Source organism: Mesorhizobium sp. WSM4823 (assembly GCF_055811195.1).
This window is the reverse complement of sequence record NZ_JBVVQL010000020.1, coordinates 52,197-69,075: the sequence shown is the minus strand read 5'-3', so window position 1 is coordinate 69,075 and position 16,879 is coordinate 52,197. Positions and strand designations below refer to the sequence as shown.

Genomic DNA, 16,879 nt, shown 5'->3' with positions numbered 1-16,879 from the left:
AATCGCTGTCCGCGAATTACTGAAATCACTGTCCGGGATTTAGCGAAAAGGGTGTCCGGGAATTACCGAAACACGCAGCTGCGCACCCGAATCCATATGTTCCGCCCGGCACGTTCGCAGTGACTGCCATACCCCAGATGGGGAAAGGGTTCTGGGGACCTGGGAAGGTTCTGGTCAACGGCGTGCTCGTGTCACTCCCCGAGTGGCCGTCCTTCGGGTCGCGCTTCCGCAAGCTTCGCGCCGCACTCATGTCGCAGATCGCCACGGGCTCTTGCCTGATTATCAATGGCGACAGCATCAGCAACGGTGCCTTCGCTTCCAATCCGAGAAGCAACCACGTCGGGCTGATCACGCGTTTCGCCAACCTCGGCATCGCGACGGACGAGGCAGTTCTTGTCAGCTTCGACAATGCCGACACATCGGGAGGAAATGCCTTTCACGGCATCTCCTTCACCAATCCCTCAACGCCCACCTACGGAGCCAACGGACCGGTGGGCTTCTCTCTGATGCTACAGCCCGCTCAGGTGCTGAATCTTGCTGCGGCAGCCTACGAGAAGATCGACGTGACGTATCAGGGGGTTGCGTCGGGACAGCTTCAGTTTGCCTTCAATGGCACACCATACGCCACGGTCAACACTGCAGCGACGGGAAGCGACGTGCTGGCCGCCCCGGGAGTCACAGGTCAGGCCGCCAGCGGAGCGTACACGATCACCAACACCGGGTCGGTAGCTGTGGAGATCACCTCCCTGATGCGTTTCGGGATAAAGGCCGTCGGCTCTAATCCGCGTCTCTACGTGATGAGGGCTGCGCATGGTTCCTACGCCATGGCGAGCTTCACCGCTTCTCGGATGCAGTCGATGGTTCGCATCGCGACGGCCATCACAGGTGGCACGAATCACTTCGTCATTCCTGCCCTGGGTACGAACGACGCCATCGGAGGACTGACCTATGCGCAGATGCGGCAGGCTACCCTCGACTACGTGAACAGGTGGATTGCCGCAGGTGTACCTCTCGTGAACATTCTGCCCATCATGCCGTGGCGATGGCAGGCGGACGCCACGTACAACTACCAGAACCAGGTGGGTGGCATCAGGCAGGCATACAAGGAGCTCGGAGCCAGACGCGTCATTCAGACTGACGCCTACGACTTCGTGGCGGAGGGGCTGGGTCAGCACCCGAACGATGAGGGCTTCATTGCGGAGTTCAACGCGATTGTCGCCGCTCTCTGCGACGGCGCCATTTAGAATAGTAGTGGACTCCGACTGGGAAGGCATGTTCGCCAACACCTAAACGTCAATGGCAATGATCGCATGGCGCAGCAAGGACGCCGCTCAGGGCACACTATTGAGCCGGGCTGGGCTGCAATTTCGGCTTCGTTTTGCCCGCCTCAAAGTACCGTTGAATTCTCTTCTCGATGAGAATGTGCGCCAGGTAACCGACTGCGATCCCAACCAGGGAACTGATTATCGCGGCTACACTGGATGGCAGCCACGGCATTGTTTTGGCTAAAATCATAAGCGTGGCGGGCATGCATGGTTGATGAAATAGGAAGATCGAGTATGACGCATCGCCTAGCGCGATACCAATCCGGCTTTCGCGCGTGGTTCTAGTGCCAACAGCAACCAACATAGTGATGAGCAGCAATGGTGCGATTGAGAGCACCATTGTCAGCGTCCTGATCTCCAGGCCAAAATACACAACAAACGCGCGCAGGCCCAAAGATAGCAGGATCAGGAAAAGTATCTGACCGGAGAACGCATAGCTTGGCTTCCATTTGCGCATCGCCAACGCGAGCAGGACCCCAATTCCAAACTCGATATTGAACGGGCTGAAAATGAACGAAGCCAAAGTGTCGGTTTCTTCCGATGAGCCCGTCATAGCGTATCGCGCCAACGGCAATGCCGCCCAAAGCAGAATAAACCACCAGAACTGCGGGCGGACGAGGAAACACAAGGCAAAAACAGCGTAGAAAACGACCTCATAGCGGATCGTCCAAGCAACTGACGGAACTACCTCTCCGACAGGCCATATTGTGAGCGCACGAAGCGACCCCCAAAAATCAGGCGGCGCGCCGGACACTATGAGCGCTACATTATAAAAGACCACGGCAAGATAGAGCATTGGCAGCAGGCGTACTGCCCGCCTGAACAGAAATTCGAGCGGTGTATATCTCGGGGCGCCCGTCGCGGAATCTGTGGCCGTCACGACCATGATGAAGCCGCTCATCATGAAAAAGAAATCGACTTCTCCGCCGCCGCTCGTAAAAAACGACGTCAGCATTCCTGGCCCGAAATATTTGTCCAGAGAAGCGGCACTTACGTTGTGAGTCACGACGACCAGCACGGTGGCGATCGCCCGAAGATAGTGCAGTCCAGAGATTGTCGGGACTTTTCTGATCATAATAACCTAAGCCGCTCGAATGGCGTCGACGAGCGCTGTGATCGCGCCTCGGGTCAAGTGGATGCCGTCCTCAGTCACGTCATTCGAGCCGCGAATTGCGATGTAGGGGTCGACAAAAGGAACCCCACTCCTAAGGCACGCCTGGCGTGTCGCGTCGTTGATGGCAGCGGCGACGGACGCCGATCTGAATGCGGTTTTCTTCTCTTCGATCGGCGGGATCGCGAAGATGACCGACTTAGTCCCTATGCTGTCGAAGAACGAATTGATCAGCATCGTCTTTCCCGCAACAGCATTCGGCTCTGCTCCGACGCGGCTGTCATTCGTTCCGACCTGTATGATCGCTTTCGACGACGGGTTTTCTTTCAACGCCTCCGCAACCATGGGAGATTTGATCGACGCCAGCACGTTCTCCGCCGTGGCGCCTCCAAAGCCAGCGTTGACCGCATTGAGGCCTTCAAGTGCATGTGGAGGGATCATCTCAAGGTTGGAATCCCCGACCAGGATCAGACTGCCTGGACCAAGCCAACGCAGATTAGCGGCGATCATGTAGGTCCGCGCGGTCCAATGATCTTGCCAGGGAACGGTTTTTCTGGGGAGCAGCCGGCCCTTCCAAACAGAAAGGACACCCTTTGCCTTTGTCAGCGACATTGTTGCGGAATCCCCCGGTGCGGGTTGTTTGTAACTGATTGAGGCTGATCGAGGCAAGCCATTGGGACTAGACGCGATAGGCGCATCATGGCACGTTCGCCACGATCACGACCGGGGAGTTCTATGAGCGCAGACGGCATCATCGCCATGTATGACGACTACTATGCCGACGGCAAAGTGTCGCTCAAACGAGAAATCACATCGAACCAGACGGTCGGCCATATCCTGAATATCGCGGGCGGCGAGTCTTTCGATACGATCCTGGACATCGGCGCCGGTGAAGGTGCGGTGCTGGACAAACTGCACAAGCGCAAGATCGGAAAGATCCTTGGCGCTGTAGAAATCTCCAGTTCCGGCAAGGCAGAGATTGAGAAGCGGAAGATCCCCAACCTCAAGAGCGTCGAGATGTTCGACGGTTACCACATTCCTCACGCCGACAAATCTTACGATCTCGGCCTCGCCATTCATGTCGTCGAGCACGTCGAGCACGAGCGCATGTTTTTGGCGGAAGCGGCCAGGGTCTGCAAAAAGCTCTATGTCGAGGTGCCGCTGGAGAACACCGCTTTATGAGCAGGGCGATACGGATCTCCGGCAAGTACGGCCACATCAATTTCTACACGCCGCTATCCTTCGAAAACCTGCTGAAGACATCGGGGTTAAAAGTCGAACGGCTGATGGTTTTTCCGCATGACCTCGCTTACGAGCAATTGGCCGGCAGGGCAAAGGGTTGGTTGAAATATCAGGTTCGATCGGGGCTTTTGAGGTTCGCGCCCAGGGTCGCGACTCGCAATCTCGTCTATATGGCAGGAGCAATTTGTTCATCGTGAAAGAACTGAGGTCGAGGCTCGAGGACTATTTTTCCGGCCCCGGGTTTTGGCCGTTCTTCTTCATGATGGTCCTCATGTTCCTCCCTTTTGCACTTCTCTTCCCTCTGCTTGGTTGGACTTGGTGAGCCACGGCCGTCGGCTAGTTCGGCGGACGCAGCGCGTTCCGGACGACGTCGGCCTCGTTTAGGTCGCCACTCCTCAAGACTTCCCAAAGGCCGTCAATCAACTTCACTAGGCCGTGGTCGGTTGTGTGGATTTCGCCGGCCGTCCGCGCAGCATTCGCTCGAAAAGCCGCGCTGTGTCGAGCCCACGGCCCACCAAGGATGATCAGGTCTTTGCGACGTTTGTCCGCCATTCGGTGGGCATCTCCGTAAGGACAGTAAGCAGCGACCTGCGCACGACCGGAGTGGTGCGCTTGCCGGCCTGATACTCACCAAGCATCACGCGAGCCTCGATTTCCATAGCCTGTTCATCCGATAACGGCGCGAACACTTGGTCGTCGGGCTTGAGGGAAAACATCGGCGCGTAGCAAAGATAGCAAGCATGCGCGGATGCGCCGCCGCCGGACACCCACTCGACGGCGCGCTCGACGGGGTCGGTGGTCTTCGCCAGGTTCATCTTGCCGGCCTTGAATGTCCCGCCTTCCGGATGTCGATAAAAGCGACCTTCGATCAATTCGACAACACTGTTCATGCCGCTCGCCCCAGTTTCGAGCGCGGACAATACCACAACCCACTGCCATCACAATCACTGGGCGGAAAGCCACGGCTGTGAACACTACCGTACGGCGACACCGTCGAAACACTGTACCGTCAGGAGGATCGGTGGCCAAGTGGTACAAGGTGGCCGATAGCGCTGGCGGCGCGGACTGGAAGACGCTGACGCTATCGCCATATACAGGGTTGACCAGTTTGCTTGCCGCTGTAGATTGCGGCGCCATGCCCTACAAAGCATATTTGATCGCTGTGTTCCTTGGCTTCGCATCCCCAAGTCTAGGGGCTGAGTTCAAGATCTTCGAGCATTTGAATTTCGATGGTGGCCCGAAGGACTTCCGGCAGTTCGGCATGGAACGAATGACGGTTGTGGATGGCCATATCCTAGGACTTGGCGTCCCGAATTCGGCTCAGGTAAAAGAGGCGATACAGCAGCCGAGAACCAACGACCATCTCGTCATCGATATTGAACACTGGCCCGTGGAGGGGGATGGCCAAGCTGCTTCAATAAGCAAATACCAGCAGACGCTAGCCTCCTTCAAGAATGCTGATCCGAGCGTTCGAATTGGCCTCTACAGCGTCTTGCCGGTGCGTGATTACTGGAGGGCAAACGGGTATAATGGTGACAGCGGTTTCGCGGCTTGGCAGCAAGCGAACTCGAAACTAGCTGCCGGCCTCATCCCGTATGTCGATGACCTATACCCCTCCCTCTATACGTTCTATGGGGATAAAGACGCATGGGTGGTTTATGCTGAAGCCAACCTTCGGGAAGCGCGACGGATATCGGCTGGTAAACCGGTCTATTGCTTTTTGTGGCCGCAGTTCCCAAAGACGTTTGCATTTCTGCCGGGCGATTACTGGTATGCCGAACTCGACACATGCCGGCGCCTGGCTGACGGGATTGTCCTGTGGGGCACCATTCGCGACAGTGGTCCGACGCACCGTTCAGCCATATGGGATGACAAGGCGGAATGGTGGCAGGCTACCCTACGTTTCCTGCGCGAACTCCAGAAATAAACACTAGAGGAGAAGTTCGATCTACAAGCCAGGCTTTCTCAATGATTTTCTCGCCAACTCACTCGCTCTGTGGGTCATCGCGTGCTGGGTAATTCTGGCTGTATTCCTCGCCTACCCTTATATCCGTAGGGCCTTCTCCGCAAAATCCCGGAAGGATAGGTGATCTTCTTCATGGCATTGGCGCGGAAGATCAGCACGGACATCACAATCCAAAGCGAGCTTGAGCCGTAAAGCGATCCGGAAAACTGAGCCCCGACAAAGAACTGCGTCGTAAGAAGCGGGAGCAGTGGGAAGCGCAAGTCCGCCATGAAGCTGCTGGCGGAATACAGCCGCACCAGCACCATGCAGAAGATCGCCATCCCGACCAGGCCCATGGCCTGAAGGACTTCCATGAACAGGTTGTGGGGGTAGCGCCAGACGGGGAGCTGCGTCCCAAAGCCGAGCCATGGGTATTGGGTGAACAAATCCCACGATAGGGCGATGGAACTGAGCCGTTCCGAGGATGATCGGTCCTCGCCAACCGTGGCGAGGAGAAACTTGTCGATGAATGGCGTTATGTCGACAAGAGCCAGCGCCAGAACCACGCCGATACAGATGATAATCGCCCACACCGCGCTGACGAATTTGGGCCGGAGCAGTTGAAGGACAACGGTGCAAGCGCCCAAGGCTATCAGGGGGCCGCGAGCTCCTGCTAGATAAATGGTGAAGATCGCTGCGGCGGACACTGTGGCAATGGCAAGTTTCGCGGATTTGCGCTCGACATGTTGGAATAGGGCATACCCGGCGATTAACGCGGTGACCGCTGTGTGGCCTATCGAAATCGGGTTGAGTGTGTCCAGTTTCACGCGGTTTGATGGGTCTCGCGACAGGACAACGGCGCCGCTATATTCCAGCCACAGAAGCGCGGCGACGGCAACCGAACAGACGATAAAAACGGCCAATGAGGTGTTTGCCTCAAACCACCTTGGGTTCGATGCAGCCAGAAAAATGGCCGGGCCCATCGAGGTTACCAGCGCGAACACCATGGCATCCTGCGCGCCAAGAACATCGTATTGAACATCGAGCCAGAGCTTTACCGCGTACAGTGTGGCGAGGGAAAGCAGCCAAATACTGCCGAACCGAAGGCCTTTCCGGTGGTCCAGAAACAGAAAACACACCGCGGTAAGCAGTAGAACCAACACACGGAATAGCACGGACAAACCGTCGTTTTGTGTGGTGGCTGACAGGATACCGACAATCGGATACCCGCAAACCGCCAGGGCGAATGACCACGCCCACAAGTCTTTATAGATCGGCACTAGTGATCCCCTACAAACCACGCGCGCTTCATAGCCGGTTTTATTGACCGCCGCTAGATCACGCGAATTTTCACCCTGAAACAAACAAACCTGCCCGCGAGGGCGGAAAGGAACAGCCATGAACACTATCGTGCCAGCCGGCGCGGCGACCGTCGTCGACTATGACGTCGCGATGGAGATCGCCGGCCATGAAGCCATCGTGCGCCAGGCCTACAAGGACAGCGTAGGGGTGTGGACCTGGAGCGTCGGCTTGACCTCGGCGACCGGGCATGCGGTCGAGCGCTACATCGGCAAGAAACAGTCGCTGGAGCACTGTCTGCGGGTTTATGTCTGGGCGCTCGACAACTACGCTGATGCCGTTCGCAAGGCCTTTGCCGGCACGGTGCTGACCAAGGCGCAGTTCGCTGCTGCCCTGTCGTTCCACTGGAACACTGGCCAGATCGGCAAGGCCTCATGGGTGAAGCTGTTCAAGGCCGGAAAGGTCGCCGAGGCAAGGAAGGCCTTCATGAGCTACCGGAAGCCGGCTTCGATCATCCCGCGCCGGGAGAGGGAGCGCGACCTGTTCTTCGACGGCAAATGGTCGAACAACGGCACGATGACGGAATATGCGATCGTGCGGCCGAACGGCTCGATCGACTGGAAGAGCGGGCGACGCATCAACGTCGAGAAGGAGCTGCGCGACGCGCTGGCCGGCACTATTCCCGCTTCCGACAAGATCATCGTGGAACAGCCGGTGAAGGTCGAGGTTCCCGTTTCCGTCGACAAGCCGATTGTTCCTCTCGCCGTCGAGCATGAGGTGAAGAAGAAAACGAATCTTTGGGGCTGGCTGACCGGTATCTTCGGAAGCGGCGGCGCTGGGCTTGCCGGGTTGCTCGGCGCCGACTGGCAGGCCGTTGTGGCGATCGGCGGGCTGGCCATCGTGATTCTCGTTGTCGTCATCCTGCTGCGCCGCCAGATCATCGCCGCAGTGCAGGACATTCGCGGCGCGGTGGAGGGCTGACCATGGGCGGCGGCGGCAACAATGTCGACTTCTGGAGCCGGGTCGGCGGAGCAATCCTTCTGAGGGTCGGCGGCATCTTCGCGGCCGGGGTCGTTACAGGCGTCATTCTAGGGTGGCTGGTATGAGCGCGCTGATCACCTTCATTGCCGCCCGCCTTGGGCTCGGCCAGCTCGTTTCCGGCATCGTTGCCTGGGCCGCAATCGCCGTAATCGCCTCGGGCGCCGCACTGGGCGGCTATCAACTCGTCAAGCATTGGGGCGCGGAAGAGCTTCGCGACAGAATCGAAAAGGACAACCAGGATGCGATTGGCAAAGGAATTGAGGCGAGCCGTAATTTTGACGACTGCGATACCGCTGGCGGGGTGTGGGACTTCCGGCGTCAGCGATGTTCCAGCCCTTAGGGCGGCGATCGGTAGCAGCCTCGCCGGCGCACAGGGCAAGACGCTGTCGGATCAGAACAGGATCGACCGGACGATGGCGCCGGGTTGCGCCGTCGGCCTTTATAAGCCCGACGAATGCGATCGACACAGCAAGGCCAGCGCCGGGCGCCGCGCCGAATTGAAATAAAGGGGTCGAAGCATTGCCGGCAAGTCTGAACGAAATCTACCGCCTGCTTGGCGAGCTCACCGGCACCGTCAAGGCAATAGACGAAAAAGTGGACGATCTAAAGCAGGATGTCAGCGAATCGGAGGTCGCGAGTTCGAAGAGCCGTGCGAATGTCCATCGTCGCTTAGACGAGATGGTGCTGCGGACGGCCAGCCTCGAATTCGACATGCTGTCGGTCAAGAACAAGGTCGACACCGTCAAGGCCGTATCGGACGATGTGGTCGCGCTTCGGCAACGGGCGCAGGGTGCCGGCACGCTTGGCCACTGGCTTATCAGGATCGGCATCGGCGTGGTGTCGGTCGCCGGCTGGCTGATCGGCGTCTATACATGGCTGACCGGCCGGCCGCCGCCTTAGCCTGATCAACGAAAATCACAAGGAACGCGACGGCTGCTCGGACCGTTGACCGGCTTTAATCGAGCCGTGTCATGCCATCCACCTCAATACGGAAAACGGAATACGATCCGGAGCGCCAAGTGCTCTCGGTGTGGTTCGTCGCCAGCGGCAAACGATACGAATTTGAGGAAGTGCCGCCTGAGACCTTCGCCGCGTTCAAAGCAGCCTTCGCCAAAGGCCGCTTCTTCAACGACTACATCCGCAATCACTTCCGGTATCGTCGGGTTGCGGCCGGTAAGGATCCTGATTGACGGCAGATAGCTGAAACATTCCAACTGCCGGTTGGTAGACGCAGCGCCGCCGGCGCGCATAGGATTTTGCGCCAGGCACATCACCCCCGCCCACACCCTTGTGCCTGGTAAACGAGTGAGGAGTGTCGCCCGCCGTGCCGAAAGGTGCGGCGGGCTTTTTTCGTTTGGAACAAAGGCTTGGCAGGATAGTTTGAGCTCTTGCAGCATTCCCGTAGACAAATGCTGTCCGATCGGATTGCCGATCAAGCCCGCGTCCTTCCCCCCGTGGGGCGCGGGCTTTCAATTCACAGGCTGAAGCGGTTGATGCTCTGACTTCGCGTGATGGAGTACCTGGCCGAGATCGCGCATGTCGAAATCCTGCCCGCATATGGGGCAATGCTCGAAATGCTGCGCATCGGGCTTAACCGGATGGTCGTGATCTCTGCCCTTGAAGCCGGTGCCTAAATTGTTGGTCGGATATCTCATTTCCTCTCCCGCAATGCCCTCGCGGCTTCTATCAGCGCTGACCGATCGTTGCCGTTGGCCTTGATGAGCTCGCGGACCTGCTCGATCGTCACGCCATTCTCGCGGGCGAAATACTCCACCTCATAATGTTCGTCGGCAGACACGCGATTGCGATCGCGAAAGTCTCGCTTGCTCTTATCGTCGGCCATGTCGTCCTCCTGATGAGCTTTGGATCGATGGCAACGCCGACAAGCTGTTTTTGTTTCCGCAAGGCTGCGGAATCACGATCTGTTCACTCTGGCTAATATAAAGCCGGCACCTAGAATCGAGTGGGTGCGTAAAATTGTAAGTACCGGCGTCGGCCGGCTCGAGTTCATTCCTCCGATGATGCCTACCTTGGTCGCCAAGCCGCCCCAAGGCGATGACTGGATGCATGAAGCCAAATTCGACGGCTACCGCTCCCAGATCATCATCGACGCCGATGGTGTGCGGATTTTCACCCGCCGCGGACTCGACTGGACCTCCAAATACCGCGACCTAGCTGCGGCGGCGCGAACGCTGGACGTCGAGAATGCCATCATCGACGGCGAAGTCGTCGTCTTGAATGAGGCCGGCCTTTCGGACTTTGCCGCCCTGCGCAAGGCAATCACCAGGCGCCAGCACGACCTCTATTTCGTCGCGTTCGATCTGCTGCATCTCAACGGCCATGACTTGCGCGACATGGTGCTGGAGGACAGGCGGGAAATCCTGGCCGGCCTTATAGGGTCTGACAGCCGCATCCAGTTCAGCGAGACGATGCCAGGCGAGGCTAATGCGATCTATCATCTAATCGACGCGGCCGGTCTGGAAGGGATGGTATCGAAGCGTCGAGATAGCAAATACCGCAGCGGCCCGACTGCCAATTGGCTGAAGACAAAATCCTTCACCGAAAGCGAGTTTGAACTACTCGGCGTCGAACGCGAGCGGGGTAAGCCCGCGTTTGCTCTGATGGCCGAGCCAGACACCCGGAAGTATGTCGGCAGTGCTTTCGTCAGTGTCAATCGCGAGATGCGGGAGCGGTTGTGGAAGCGCGTCCAGGAACATGCCGGGCCACCGCCCAAGGACATGCCAAAGCGGCCGGCAACACAGTGGGTCAAGCCGGGTATCAAAGCCCGCGTGAAGCACCTCCGGGGCGAGGAAGACCTTCGGCACGCATCACTGCAGGATTTCTGGGAGGAGAATTGACTCCCTACTAGTGCTTCTCAACGAACGCTTTGCATGCGGGGGATAGCTGATCAATCATGCTTTGAAGATCGCATTTGCCGATCGGTGTCATTGGGCAAAGCCGTTTGTAGTCTTTCTTGCATTCCTTGCCTTGGAAGTTTTTGAAAGCCTTTGCCTCAGCGGCCATGGTGTTCAAAAGTATTCCCGAGAATGCTAACGCCAGGCCTAACCACAGATGCTTCCCCATAGCCGTCTCCCCTTGTTGCCTCACAATCTCAGTACAATAAATTAGGATACGCTAATGGCACGAGGCTTGCAAACCCCTTGCCGGCGCCGGTCTCAGGATTATATTCCTCCCCATTGCGGCGAGCCCTTCAATAGAGATCGCCATGCCCCAAAAGACCCTCGCCGAGACCTTGGCCACCCGCGAAACCATCTATGTCAATTGCGGACACCCGATGTGCTGCAAATCGACGAAGCTTGACATCCAGGCGCTGATTGACAGGCTCGGCCGTGACCACGGCTCGATGCATGACGACCTGGTCGGGCTCTTTGTCTGCTCAAGTCGCAAGGCTGTCGGCCATGACCGGCGGCCGGTGTTCTTCACATTCATTCCTGACTACGAAGGCCAGCAGCGGGCGCGCAATCGCGACTGGAAGCCAACTTTCGAACGAAGGGGCTGAAAGTGGCCGACCGGCAGATAGGGTTGGTTTCCAGCCATTCGCGCAGCTGCCCGTCGACCCTTTACCGCCTGGCCTTACGCCAGCCGGCCGAGCGCGCCTCGGCCTCGCTGCAGAACCAGCGCTCGCCTTTGCTCGGCGTGATCACTGTCTCGTCGTAATACTCTTGGCCCGGCAGATGGTAGATTTGCTCACCCGAGTTCACGCTGATGTTGCCTTTGACGTTGCAACCGGAGCCGAGCAGACCGAAGCCGGTCGATTGCTCGCTGACCGTCTCAACCTTGTCGACGTTCGCAGCCCGCCAGTCCCACGGGGGATCGAATCTGCCTTGCCATACGCCGCGATGCGCGGCCTTGGCCGAGACTTGCTCGGCGGCGAATGCTTCGTTCGAATAGCGAGGCCAGTCTAGAGCGAGGCCTTGTTCAACGAGCCATTTCTGAACGCTTCGGCCGTCGGCGCGATTGCAGTTCCCGACGAGACGCCCGTACCGATCACGGTCGACAAAACTGCAGTGCAGTGGTCGCGAAGCTGCCAGGAACTCGTCCAAGGCTTGGGCCGCGCGGCGCCCGCATGGATAATCGAAGCCCTTCGCGTCATCGCAGTACTGCCGGCTCTCTGGCGCATCGATGCCATTGAAACGAATCCTTCGGCCTGCAATCTCTACCGTGTCGCCATCAATCACGGAGGCGCGGCCTTCCATCGAACCAGGCAGCGGCTCTGTCCAGTTTGTTACCGTGGACTGGAGGCTTGCGGTGCTCTGCATTACGAACTGGGTGACTGCGGCGGCAAGCGTGGCGACGCCGAGGAAGATCAGCCCCAATAGCGGTCGCGGCAGCCGCCGTGACGGCATTCTACGGCCAGCGCGCCCTCGCCACCGGTCAGCCTGATATCGGCGGATTTTGCTCACGCCCCTTCTCCCGAAAGAGAGAATGCTTGGATCTTAGGCGAGAGTCCAGATATCCTTCAGGTCCGCTCGTCGATCAGTGCTCCTTAACGAGGTCGGCCAGCGGACATCATCGCACGCGCGATCGCGAGCTGCGCCTCAACCTTCGCGTTTTCCTTTTGGGTCATGTTGTCGGCTGCGATCAGCAGCTTCAAAGACCGCATGATCTCCCCACGCGTCCATCCGGCATCAAGCATGCAATCGACGATCGCCTGAAATCCTGGCTCCATGGCCTCCTGGCAATCAATCCCGCGGTCGGGGTATTCGCCCTGTCGTCTTGGCGGTCTGATCATGCGGATCTTCCTCAAAGATATAGCTCGCCGTCTTCGCGGTGCTCGAAACAGAACCAGTGCGGAGTCTGCCTTGGCCTGGCAAAGCCCCATCCAGCATTCTTGCCACAGCCGGGATGCTCGCACCGGTGATGCTGAATACCTGGGCGGGTGACCGGCTCCATTGTGCCGGGAAGGCGGATTTCGTCGCTCATAGCAGCGCTATCCGTTCGATCATGTGCGCGCTGTCGTTTGGCAGCTTGTTCTTGACGGAGGCGTTCACGTCGCGGCCGACACGGTAGAGCTCCAGGTCCTCATCGAGGTTTTCGTGCAACAACTGTTTGGCGTCGTTCGGCGGCGTTTCCGGGTCCAGCCAGGCATCATAGACGTCCGGATCGAGGATCACCGGCTGCCGATCATGAATCTGGCGCATCGTGTCACCGGCCGGCATGGTGACAATCGAACAGCTCGTCACGTCGAGGTTCTTGTTGTAGGCCCAGATGCCGGCGAAGCTGAACGGCTGATGATCGGGCAGGAAGATATGCCAGGGGTCACGCCCCTTGTCAGCCGGGCTGATCGTCCACTCATAAAAGCCGTCGGCAGGGATCAGGCAGCGCTTCGACTTGAACGCATCCTTGAAGGCTCCAGAGGTGTCGATGGTCTCGGAGCGGGCGTTGAACATGGTGGCCTTGGGGAGTTCCTTGGCATGCCAGGGAACCAGCCACCATCGACCTTGGCGGAGCTTGTGCCCATCATTCTCGCCCGCCGTGACGAATGGCACTTCCTCGGTCGGCGCGATGTTGTAGCGAGGCGCGTCATTGCGGCCGATTTCGGCTGGCGCCGTCAGTCGGTAGAGCCGGTGAATTTCCGACCACGGCAGATATCTGGTGTAGCGTCCGCACATGCCGCTGCCTCAGTTGCGCAGGATCTCGGGGACGCTCAGCGGCCCGAGATCGAGAGTTCTCTTGTATTCGCCCGTCCGGCGCCAGACGCCGCGTGCTTTTCCGTTTTCTCGGTCGCGCTTTGGATCGAACATCACGCCCGGGAAATGGTCAAGGAACGCTTGAGCTGAAGCCTGATCGGCGAAACAGTAGAGCCGCCAGTCCTCATATCGGCCGTTCGGCCATTTCGCCTGCACTAGCCTTTTCATTGGGGTCAGCCTGCGCTCTTCGCAAACCTCGCGGATCAACGTGAAGCTGTGCCCCGTGCATAGGTCGTCGGGCAGAGCGACTTGGTAAGGCCATTCCCGATCGATCCTAGCGGGCGAGGGGCCGCGACTGCGCATAAGGAACGTGTCTACTTGCTATCGTAGGCAAAAGGATCGCGGCCGATTTCATCACCCGGGCCCAACCGGCGCCCGGGGTTCAAATACCCGGCGATGTCGTAGCCTTCCATCATCCAGTCCTGAAACTGCTCATCGTCGACGCGATCCAGGAACCCAGTGTAATATTCGGGGCAAAGCTCCTCGAGCAAGTCCCGTAACTTTTCCACCTGTTCCTTGCTGGCACCAGCCTTCATGGCCAAGCCATAGGAGACACCCGGCAGTGATGGAATTGCCTGGCCTTCAAAATCGATACGCAATCGACCGTTCGGCATTTCATGGACGGAGAAAAACACGCCCGCGAATTCGACTGGGACCATAGGTTCCTGCTTGTCGCTCATGGTTCAGCTCCTTCTGATGCCCACAGTGAACGAAATGAGAACATTAGAGTCAAGAGCCTCTTGACGGATCAGGAATATGTTCCTTTTCTAGTGGCATGGCGCACGATCCGATCGACACGCTGGGCAAGGCGACCCGGCACAATATGCTCGTCAAAGCGGAATGCAGCTGCGGCAATGTCCGCTACTGCCGTTCAGCCGACCTGATGATGGTCTATGGCGGCGGCGTCGATCCCCAGTCGCTCAAATTCGATTGCAGCCGGTGCAAGCCGCAAATCACAATCACGCTCCTCGAGGTCCATCCCGAGCACCTGCCAAAGCGCCTGATGATCCATAAACCGATGAAGATCGGCGGCAAGATCCATTGGCACACGGAAAGATTTCGAGGGTGAGCGGCTGCACAACAGTCTCTAAATGCGGGGAATGATGGCGGCGTTGCCGGCGCGGGTTTATAAACCAACGGGAAAGTTTGCCGCGACGATGCGGCTTCTTGCGCGTATAGTACTCTGGGGCTTTCGAAACAATTGGAGGGTAGCATGGCTAGCGCAACCTATTCCGGCATTGAACTCGAAAAGGCGCTCAATTCAGGCCAACTGGACCGTTCTGATCTTGTAATCACGGGAATGTCGAAAGCATCGAAGACGGCGGGTTACATCGCCTTCACACGGTCCGGTTGCGAAAATTGGGTCGACTTGCCTGTGGACATGATTGAATCGGCCGAACGAGTTGGAAGCGCGCCATGCAAAGACCACAGCCACCCGCTGCTCCAGATCACATTGAAGGAACCCAAAGACGGTCAGGCCAAAGTTTTCGCGGCTCTCCTCTCACAACCTAGAGAGACTGCCGGTTTCGGCCCTCAGGTGTTGAGAGATCAGACCCAATTTGACGGTTCTGGCTTATCAAGGATGGGTGGGGGCATACCGCCGCAATTTGATAGCGTCGCGACAGACGACCGTCCTACCTGGCTAGGGCCATATAGGGGCGGTTTGGAAGGCGAGGACGATTTAGAGTGGCAAAGCGCTTATCCAGGTGCAGCCCGAGTTGGTCTAGGCGGCGGCGATGACTTATCTTGGTGGGGATGTTGGAACTCGAGGTGCACGAAATGCATAGCTAAAAGGCGGGTGTGCAACGACGCGGGCTGCTGGCTAGTCTGCATCGCCTGGAGGACAGTTCCCTGCAAGAGAGGCCCTTTTTGCGCTACGATAGCCTGAAGCGCGGTCTCGCCAGTATTGCAATTGACCTTGGGTGCCGGCCCTAAGTTCAAGCCGCATGCGCCGGGTCGAGCGCGCCTACACCCGCCATGCCGTTAAAGCTGATCGGCGCTAGATCCAGCCCATCCACTGAAGCGCCCGATAGATCAGCCCGAACACGATCACGAACGGCGTGACGATCAGGGCCGCGGTGACAATGAGGCGGGCGTCACCTCGGAAACGGGTCATGCGAGCCACCACACCAAAAGTACCACGGGGATTACCACGGCGTCAGTATAGGTAGGTTCGAACTATCTGAAAACCCGGAGGAAAATGCGCCAAGCGCCACTTTTCCCAAACCAGATGCGCTACCAGGCTGCGCTACACTCCGAGTCCTTGCGGGCTATAGGGTTCCAGGCTTGGCTGCGCAACCCCTTAAAAGACGAAAACGGAACAAACGGCAGGCCCGGGCCGAGAGCGGAGCGGAAAATGCCAACCAAGTCGCGCAACGGCTTCGCCGCAAACTGTTCAAGCTGATGGCGGGGAACGGAGTTTTGCCAAGACCTGGCACGATCATTGTCGGTGGCCAGGCCTGCCGAAGGGTGCTGCGGCAAGCATCGGCCTTGCCGCCGGCTGCATTGCGAAGTAATGACGGGGCTATAGCGGCGGTGCCGCTGCACTTAGCAACGAGGTGGCCATGTCCGCGCGCATTTTCAGCCCAGCCAAAACCGCGATGCAGTCCGGCAAGGCCAAGACCGGCCACTGGGTGTTGGAATTCGATCCCGAGATGCGCAAGAAAATCGATCCGCTGATGGGCTACACCACGTCGGGTGACATGCGCAGCCAGATCAGGCTTACGTTCGACACCAGGGAAGAGGCGGTGGCCTATGCCGAAAAAGAGGGGCTGGCGTACCGTGTCGAGGAGCCGAAGGAATCCAAGCGCCGCCAGATTTCCTATGCGGAGAATTTCCGCTATGACCGCAGGACGCCCTGGACACATTGACGGGCAATGCCGGGCAGCGATCCCGGCGCATGATTCAGCCGGCCTTTTGGCGTCGGCCCAGCGGTCCCGTAGCTCAGCTGGATAGAGCACCGGCCTTCTAAGCCGATGGTCACAGGTTCGAATCCTGTCGGGATCGCCAATCTTTCCAAGGTCCATTTTGGACACATAGGTGACGGTTTGTGCCGCAAGACACTCTTGGCCTTCTGTAAGCTGGCCGGCTTGGTCAGCCGAAATGCGGTTCGGACCACCCGCCAAATCGAGGAATAGCGGGTGGTCCCTTATCAGCGCAGGAAGGGACGTAGCTGCGCAGATCTCAGTACGGCTCAGTTGGTCCT

At 58.3% G+C, this 16,879-nt stretch carries 24 protein-coding genes and 1 tRNA gene; 12 read left to right on the top strand and 13 right to left on the bottom strand.

Annotated elements, in window-relative coordinates:
* Window positions 1-119 precede the first annotated feature (119 nt).
* Window positions 120-1,244, top strand: coding sequence for a hypothetical protein (locus AC0L26_RS29685; RefSeq protein WP_473635763.1), 1,125 nt, complete (start codon window positions 120-122; stop codon window positions 1,242-1,244).
* Window positions 1,245-1,341: 97 nt separating this feature from the next.
* On the opposite strand, the gene AC0L26_RS29680 is transcribed toward AC0L26_RS29685, so the two are convergent.
* Complete coding sequence (locus AC0L26_RS29680; RefSeq protein ID WP_473635762.1) at window positions 1,342-2,400, bottom strand: acyltransferase family protein; 1,059 nt, start codon at window positions 2,398-2,400, stop codon at window positions 1,342-1,344.
* A 6-nt stretch (window positions 2,401-2,406) separates the two neighbouring features.
* Window positions 2,407-3,048 carry a GDSL-type esterase/lipase family protein gene (locus AC0L26_RS29675; RefSeq protein WP_473635761.1) on the bottom strand — a complete coding sequence of 214 codons (642 nt, stop codon included), beginning with the start codon at window positions 3,046-3,048 and terminating at the stop codon, window positions 2,407-2,409.
* A gap of 123 nt (window positions 3,049-3,171) precedes the next feature.
* On the opposite strand from AC0L26_RS29675, the gene AC0L26_RS29670 reads away from it, so the two are divergent.
* Together AC0L26_RS29670 and AC0L26_RS29665 are read left to right on the top strand one after the other, a co-directional pair.
* Window positions 3,172-3,618 carry a class I SAM-dependent methyltransferase gene (locus AC0L26_RS29670; protein WP_473635760.1) on the top strand — a complete coding sequence of 149 codons (447 nt, stop codon included), beginning with the start codon at window positions 3,172-3,174 and terminating at the stop codon, window positions 3,616-3,618.
* Window positions 3,615-3,875: a hypothetical protein gene (locus AC0L26_RS29665; protein ID WP_473635759.1), complete on the top strand. Its 261-nt coding sequence runs from the start codon at window positions 3,615-3,617 to the stop codon at window positions 3,873-3,875. The genes AC0L26_RS29670 and AC0L26_RS29665 overlap by 4 nt, the downstream gene beginning before the upstream one ends.
* A gap of 327 nt (window positions 3,876-4,202) precedes the next feature.
* Here the strand turns inward: AC0L26_RS29665 and AC0L26_RS29660 are convergent, their stop codons facing one another.
* Window positions 4,203-4,568: a hypothetical protein gene (locus AC0L26_RS29660; protein ID WP_473635758.1), complete on the bottom strand. Its 366-nt coding sequence runs from the start codon at window positions 4,566-4,568 to the stop codon at window positions 4,203-4,205.
* Between the two features lie 131 nt (window positions 4,569-4,699).
* Here AC0L26_RS29660 and AC0L26_RS29655 point away from each other — a divergent pair, with 131 nt between their 5' ends.
* Window positions 4,700-5,605: a hypothetical protein gene (locus AC0L26_RS29655; RefSeq protein ID WP_473635757.1), complete on the top strand. Its 906-nt coding sequence runs from the start codon at window positions 4,700-4,702 to the stop codon at window positions 5,603-5,605.
* Window positions 5,606-5,679: 74 nt separating this feature from the next.
* Here the strand turns inward: AC0L26_RS29655 and AC0L26_RS29650 are convergent, their stop codons facing one another.
* Window positions 5,680-7,023, bottom strand: a complete 1,344-nt coding sequence (locus AC0L26_RS29650) for an O-antigen ligase family protein (RefSeq protein WP_473635756.1) — start codon at window positions 7,021-7,023, stop codon at window positions 5,680-5,682.
* On the opposite strand from AC0L26_RS29650, the gene AC0L26_RS29645 reads away from it, so the two are divergent.
* From AC0L26_RS29645 to AC0L26_RS29630, 4 genes are all read left to right on the top strand, one after another.
* On the top strand, window positions 7,022-7,903 hold the full coding sequence (locus AC0L26_RS29645) for a lysozyme (protein WP_473635755.1): 882 nt from the start codon (window positions 7,022-7,024) through the stop codon (window positions 7,901-7,903). The two genes, AC0L26_RS29650 and AC0L26_RS29645, sit on opposite strands and share 2 nt — an antisense overlap.
* A 121-nt stretch (window positions 7,904-8,024) precedes the next feature.
* Window positions 8,025-8,303 (top strand): hypothetical protein, encoded by a 279-nt coding sequence (locus tag AC0L26_RS29640; RefSeq protein ID WP_473635754.1) that lies wholly within the window; start codon window positions 8,025-8,027, stop codon window positions 8,301-8,303.
* A gap of 179 nt (window positions 8,304-8,482) precedes the next feature.
* Entirely contained in the window at window positions 8,483-8,863 is a 381-nt protein-coding gene (locus tag AC0L26_RS29635; RefSeq protein ID WP_473635753.1) for a DUF1515 family protein, read from the top strand.
* 71 nt (window positions 8,864-8,934) lie between these two features.
* Window positions 8,935-9,153, top strand: coding sequence for a KTSC domain-containing protein (locus tag AC0L26_RS29630; protein WP_473635752.1), 219 nt, complete (start codon window positions 8,935-8,937; stop codon window positions 9,151-9,153).
* 279 nt (window positions 9,154-9,432) lie between these two features.
* On the opposite strand, the gene AC0L26_RS29625 is transcribed toward AC0L26_RS29630, so the two are convergent.
* Window positions 9,433-9,618 (bottom strand): hypothetical protein, encoded by a 186-nt coding sequence (locus AC0L26_RS29625; protein ID WP_473635751.1) that lies wholly within the window; start codon window positions 9,616-9,618, stop codon window positions 9,433-9,435.
* Window positions 9,615-9,806, bottom strand: a complete 192-nt coding sequence (locus AC0L26_RS29620; RefSeq protein ID WP_473635750.1) for a DUF3606 domain-containing protein — start codon at window positions 9,804-9,806, stop codon at window positions 9,615-9,617. The genes AC0L26_RS29625 and AC0L26_RS29620 overlap by 4 nt, the downstream gene beginning before the upstream one ends.
* Before the next feature lie 175 nt (window positions 9,807-9,981).
* Between AC0L26_RS29620 and AC0L26_RS29615 the strand changes: the two genes are divergently transcribed.
* On the top strand, window positions 9,982-10,821 hold the full coding sequence (locus tag AC0L26_RS29615) for an ATP-dependent DNA ligase (protein WP_473635767.1): 840 nt from the start codon (window positions 9,982-9,984) through the stop codon (window positions 10,819-10,821).
* A 7-nt stretch (window positions 10,822-10,828) separates the two neighbouring features.
* On the opposite strand, the gene AC0L26_RS29610 is transcribed toward AC0L26_RS29615, so the two are convergent.
* Window positions 10,829-11,047: a hypothetical protein gene (locus AC0L26_RS29610; RefSeq protein WP_473635749.1), complete on the bottom strand. Its 219-nt coding sequence runs from the start codon at window positions 11,045-11,047 to the stop codon at window positions 10,829-10,831.
* Between the two features lie 142 nt (window positions 11,048-11,189).
* On the opposite strand from AC0L26_RS29610, the gene AC0L26_RS29605 reads away from it, so the two are divergent.
* The gene (locus AC0L26_RS29605) at window positions 11,190-11,483 is read left to right on the top strand and encodes a hypothetical protein (protein WP_473635748.1); all 294 of its coding nucleotides are present in this window, start codon (window positions 11,190-11,192) and stop codon (window positions 11,481-11,483) included.
* A gap of 61 nt (window positions 11,484-11,544) precedes the next feature.
* On the opposite strand, the gene AC0L26_RS29600 is transcribed toward AC0L26_RS29605, so the two are convergent.
* The 6 genes from AC0L26_RS29600 to AC0L26_RS29575 all read right to left on the bottom strand — a co-directional run bounded on the left by AC0L26_RS29600 (window position 11,545) and on the right by AC0L26_RS29575 (window position 14,716).
* Complete coding sequence (locus AC0L26_RS29600; RefSeq protein WP_473635747.1) at window positions 11,545-12,300, bottom strand: thermonuclease family protein; 756 nt, start codon at window positions 12,298-12,300, stop codon at window positions 11,545-11,547.
* Window positions 12,301-12,470: 170 nt separating this feature from the next.
* A complete protein-coding gene (locus AC0L26_RS29595; RefSeq protein ID WP_473635746.1) occupies window positions 12,471-12,716 on the bottom strand; it encodes a hypothetical protein in 246 nt (81 codons plus the stop codon).
* Between the two features lie 187 nt (window positions 12,717-12,903).
* Window positions 12,904-13,596, bottom strand: coding sequence for an SOS response-associated peptidase (locus AC0L26_RS29590; RefSeq protein WP_473635745.1), 693 nt, complete (start codon window positions 13,594-13,596; stop codon window positions 12,904-12,906).
* A gap of 9 nt (window positions 13,597-13,605) precedes the next feature.
* A complete protein-coding gene (locus AC0L26_RS29585) occupies window positions 13,606-13,881 on the bottom strand; it encodes a hypothetical protein (protein ID WP_473635744.1) in 276 nt (91 codons plus the stop codon).
* 107 nt (window positions 13,882-13,988) lie between these two features.
* Window positions 13,989-14,354 carry a hypothetical protein gene (locus tag AC0L26_RS29580; protein WP_473635743.1) on the bottom strand — a complete coding sequence of 122 codons (366 nt, stop codon included), beginning with the start codon at window positions 14,352-14,354 and terminating at the stop codon, window positions 13,989-13,991.
* Between the two features lie 191 nt (window positions 14,355-14,545).
* Window positions 14,546-14,716, bottom strand: a complete 171-nt coding sequence (locus AC0L26_RS29575) for a hypothetical protein (RefSeq protein WP_473635742.1) — start codon at window positions 14,714-14,716, stop codon at window positions 14,546-14,548.
* 1,522 nt (window positions 14,717-16,238) lie between these two features.
* On the opposite strand from AC0L26_RS29575, the gene AC0L26_RS29570 reads away from it, so the two are divergent.
* Together AC0L26_RS29570 and AC0L26_RS29565 are read left to right on the top strand one after the other, a co-directional pair.
* The gene (locus tag AC0L26_RS29570) at window positions 16,239-16,544 is read left to right on the top strand and encodes an ETC complex I subunit (protein WP_027152615.1); all 306 of its coding nucleotides are present in this window, start codon (window positions 16,239-16,241) and stop codon (window positions 16,542-16,544) included.
* A 62-nt stretch (window positions 16,545-16,606) separates the two neighbouring features.
* Window positions 16,607-16,683, top strand: a tRNA-Arg gene (locus tag AC0L26_RS29565).
* Window positions 16,684-16,879: the final 196 nt, after the last annotated feature.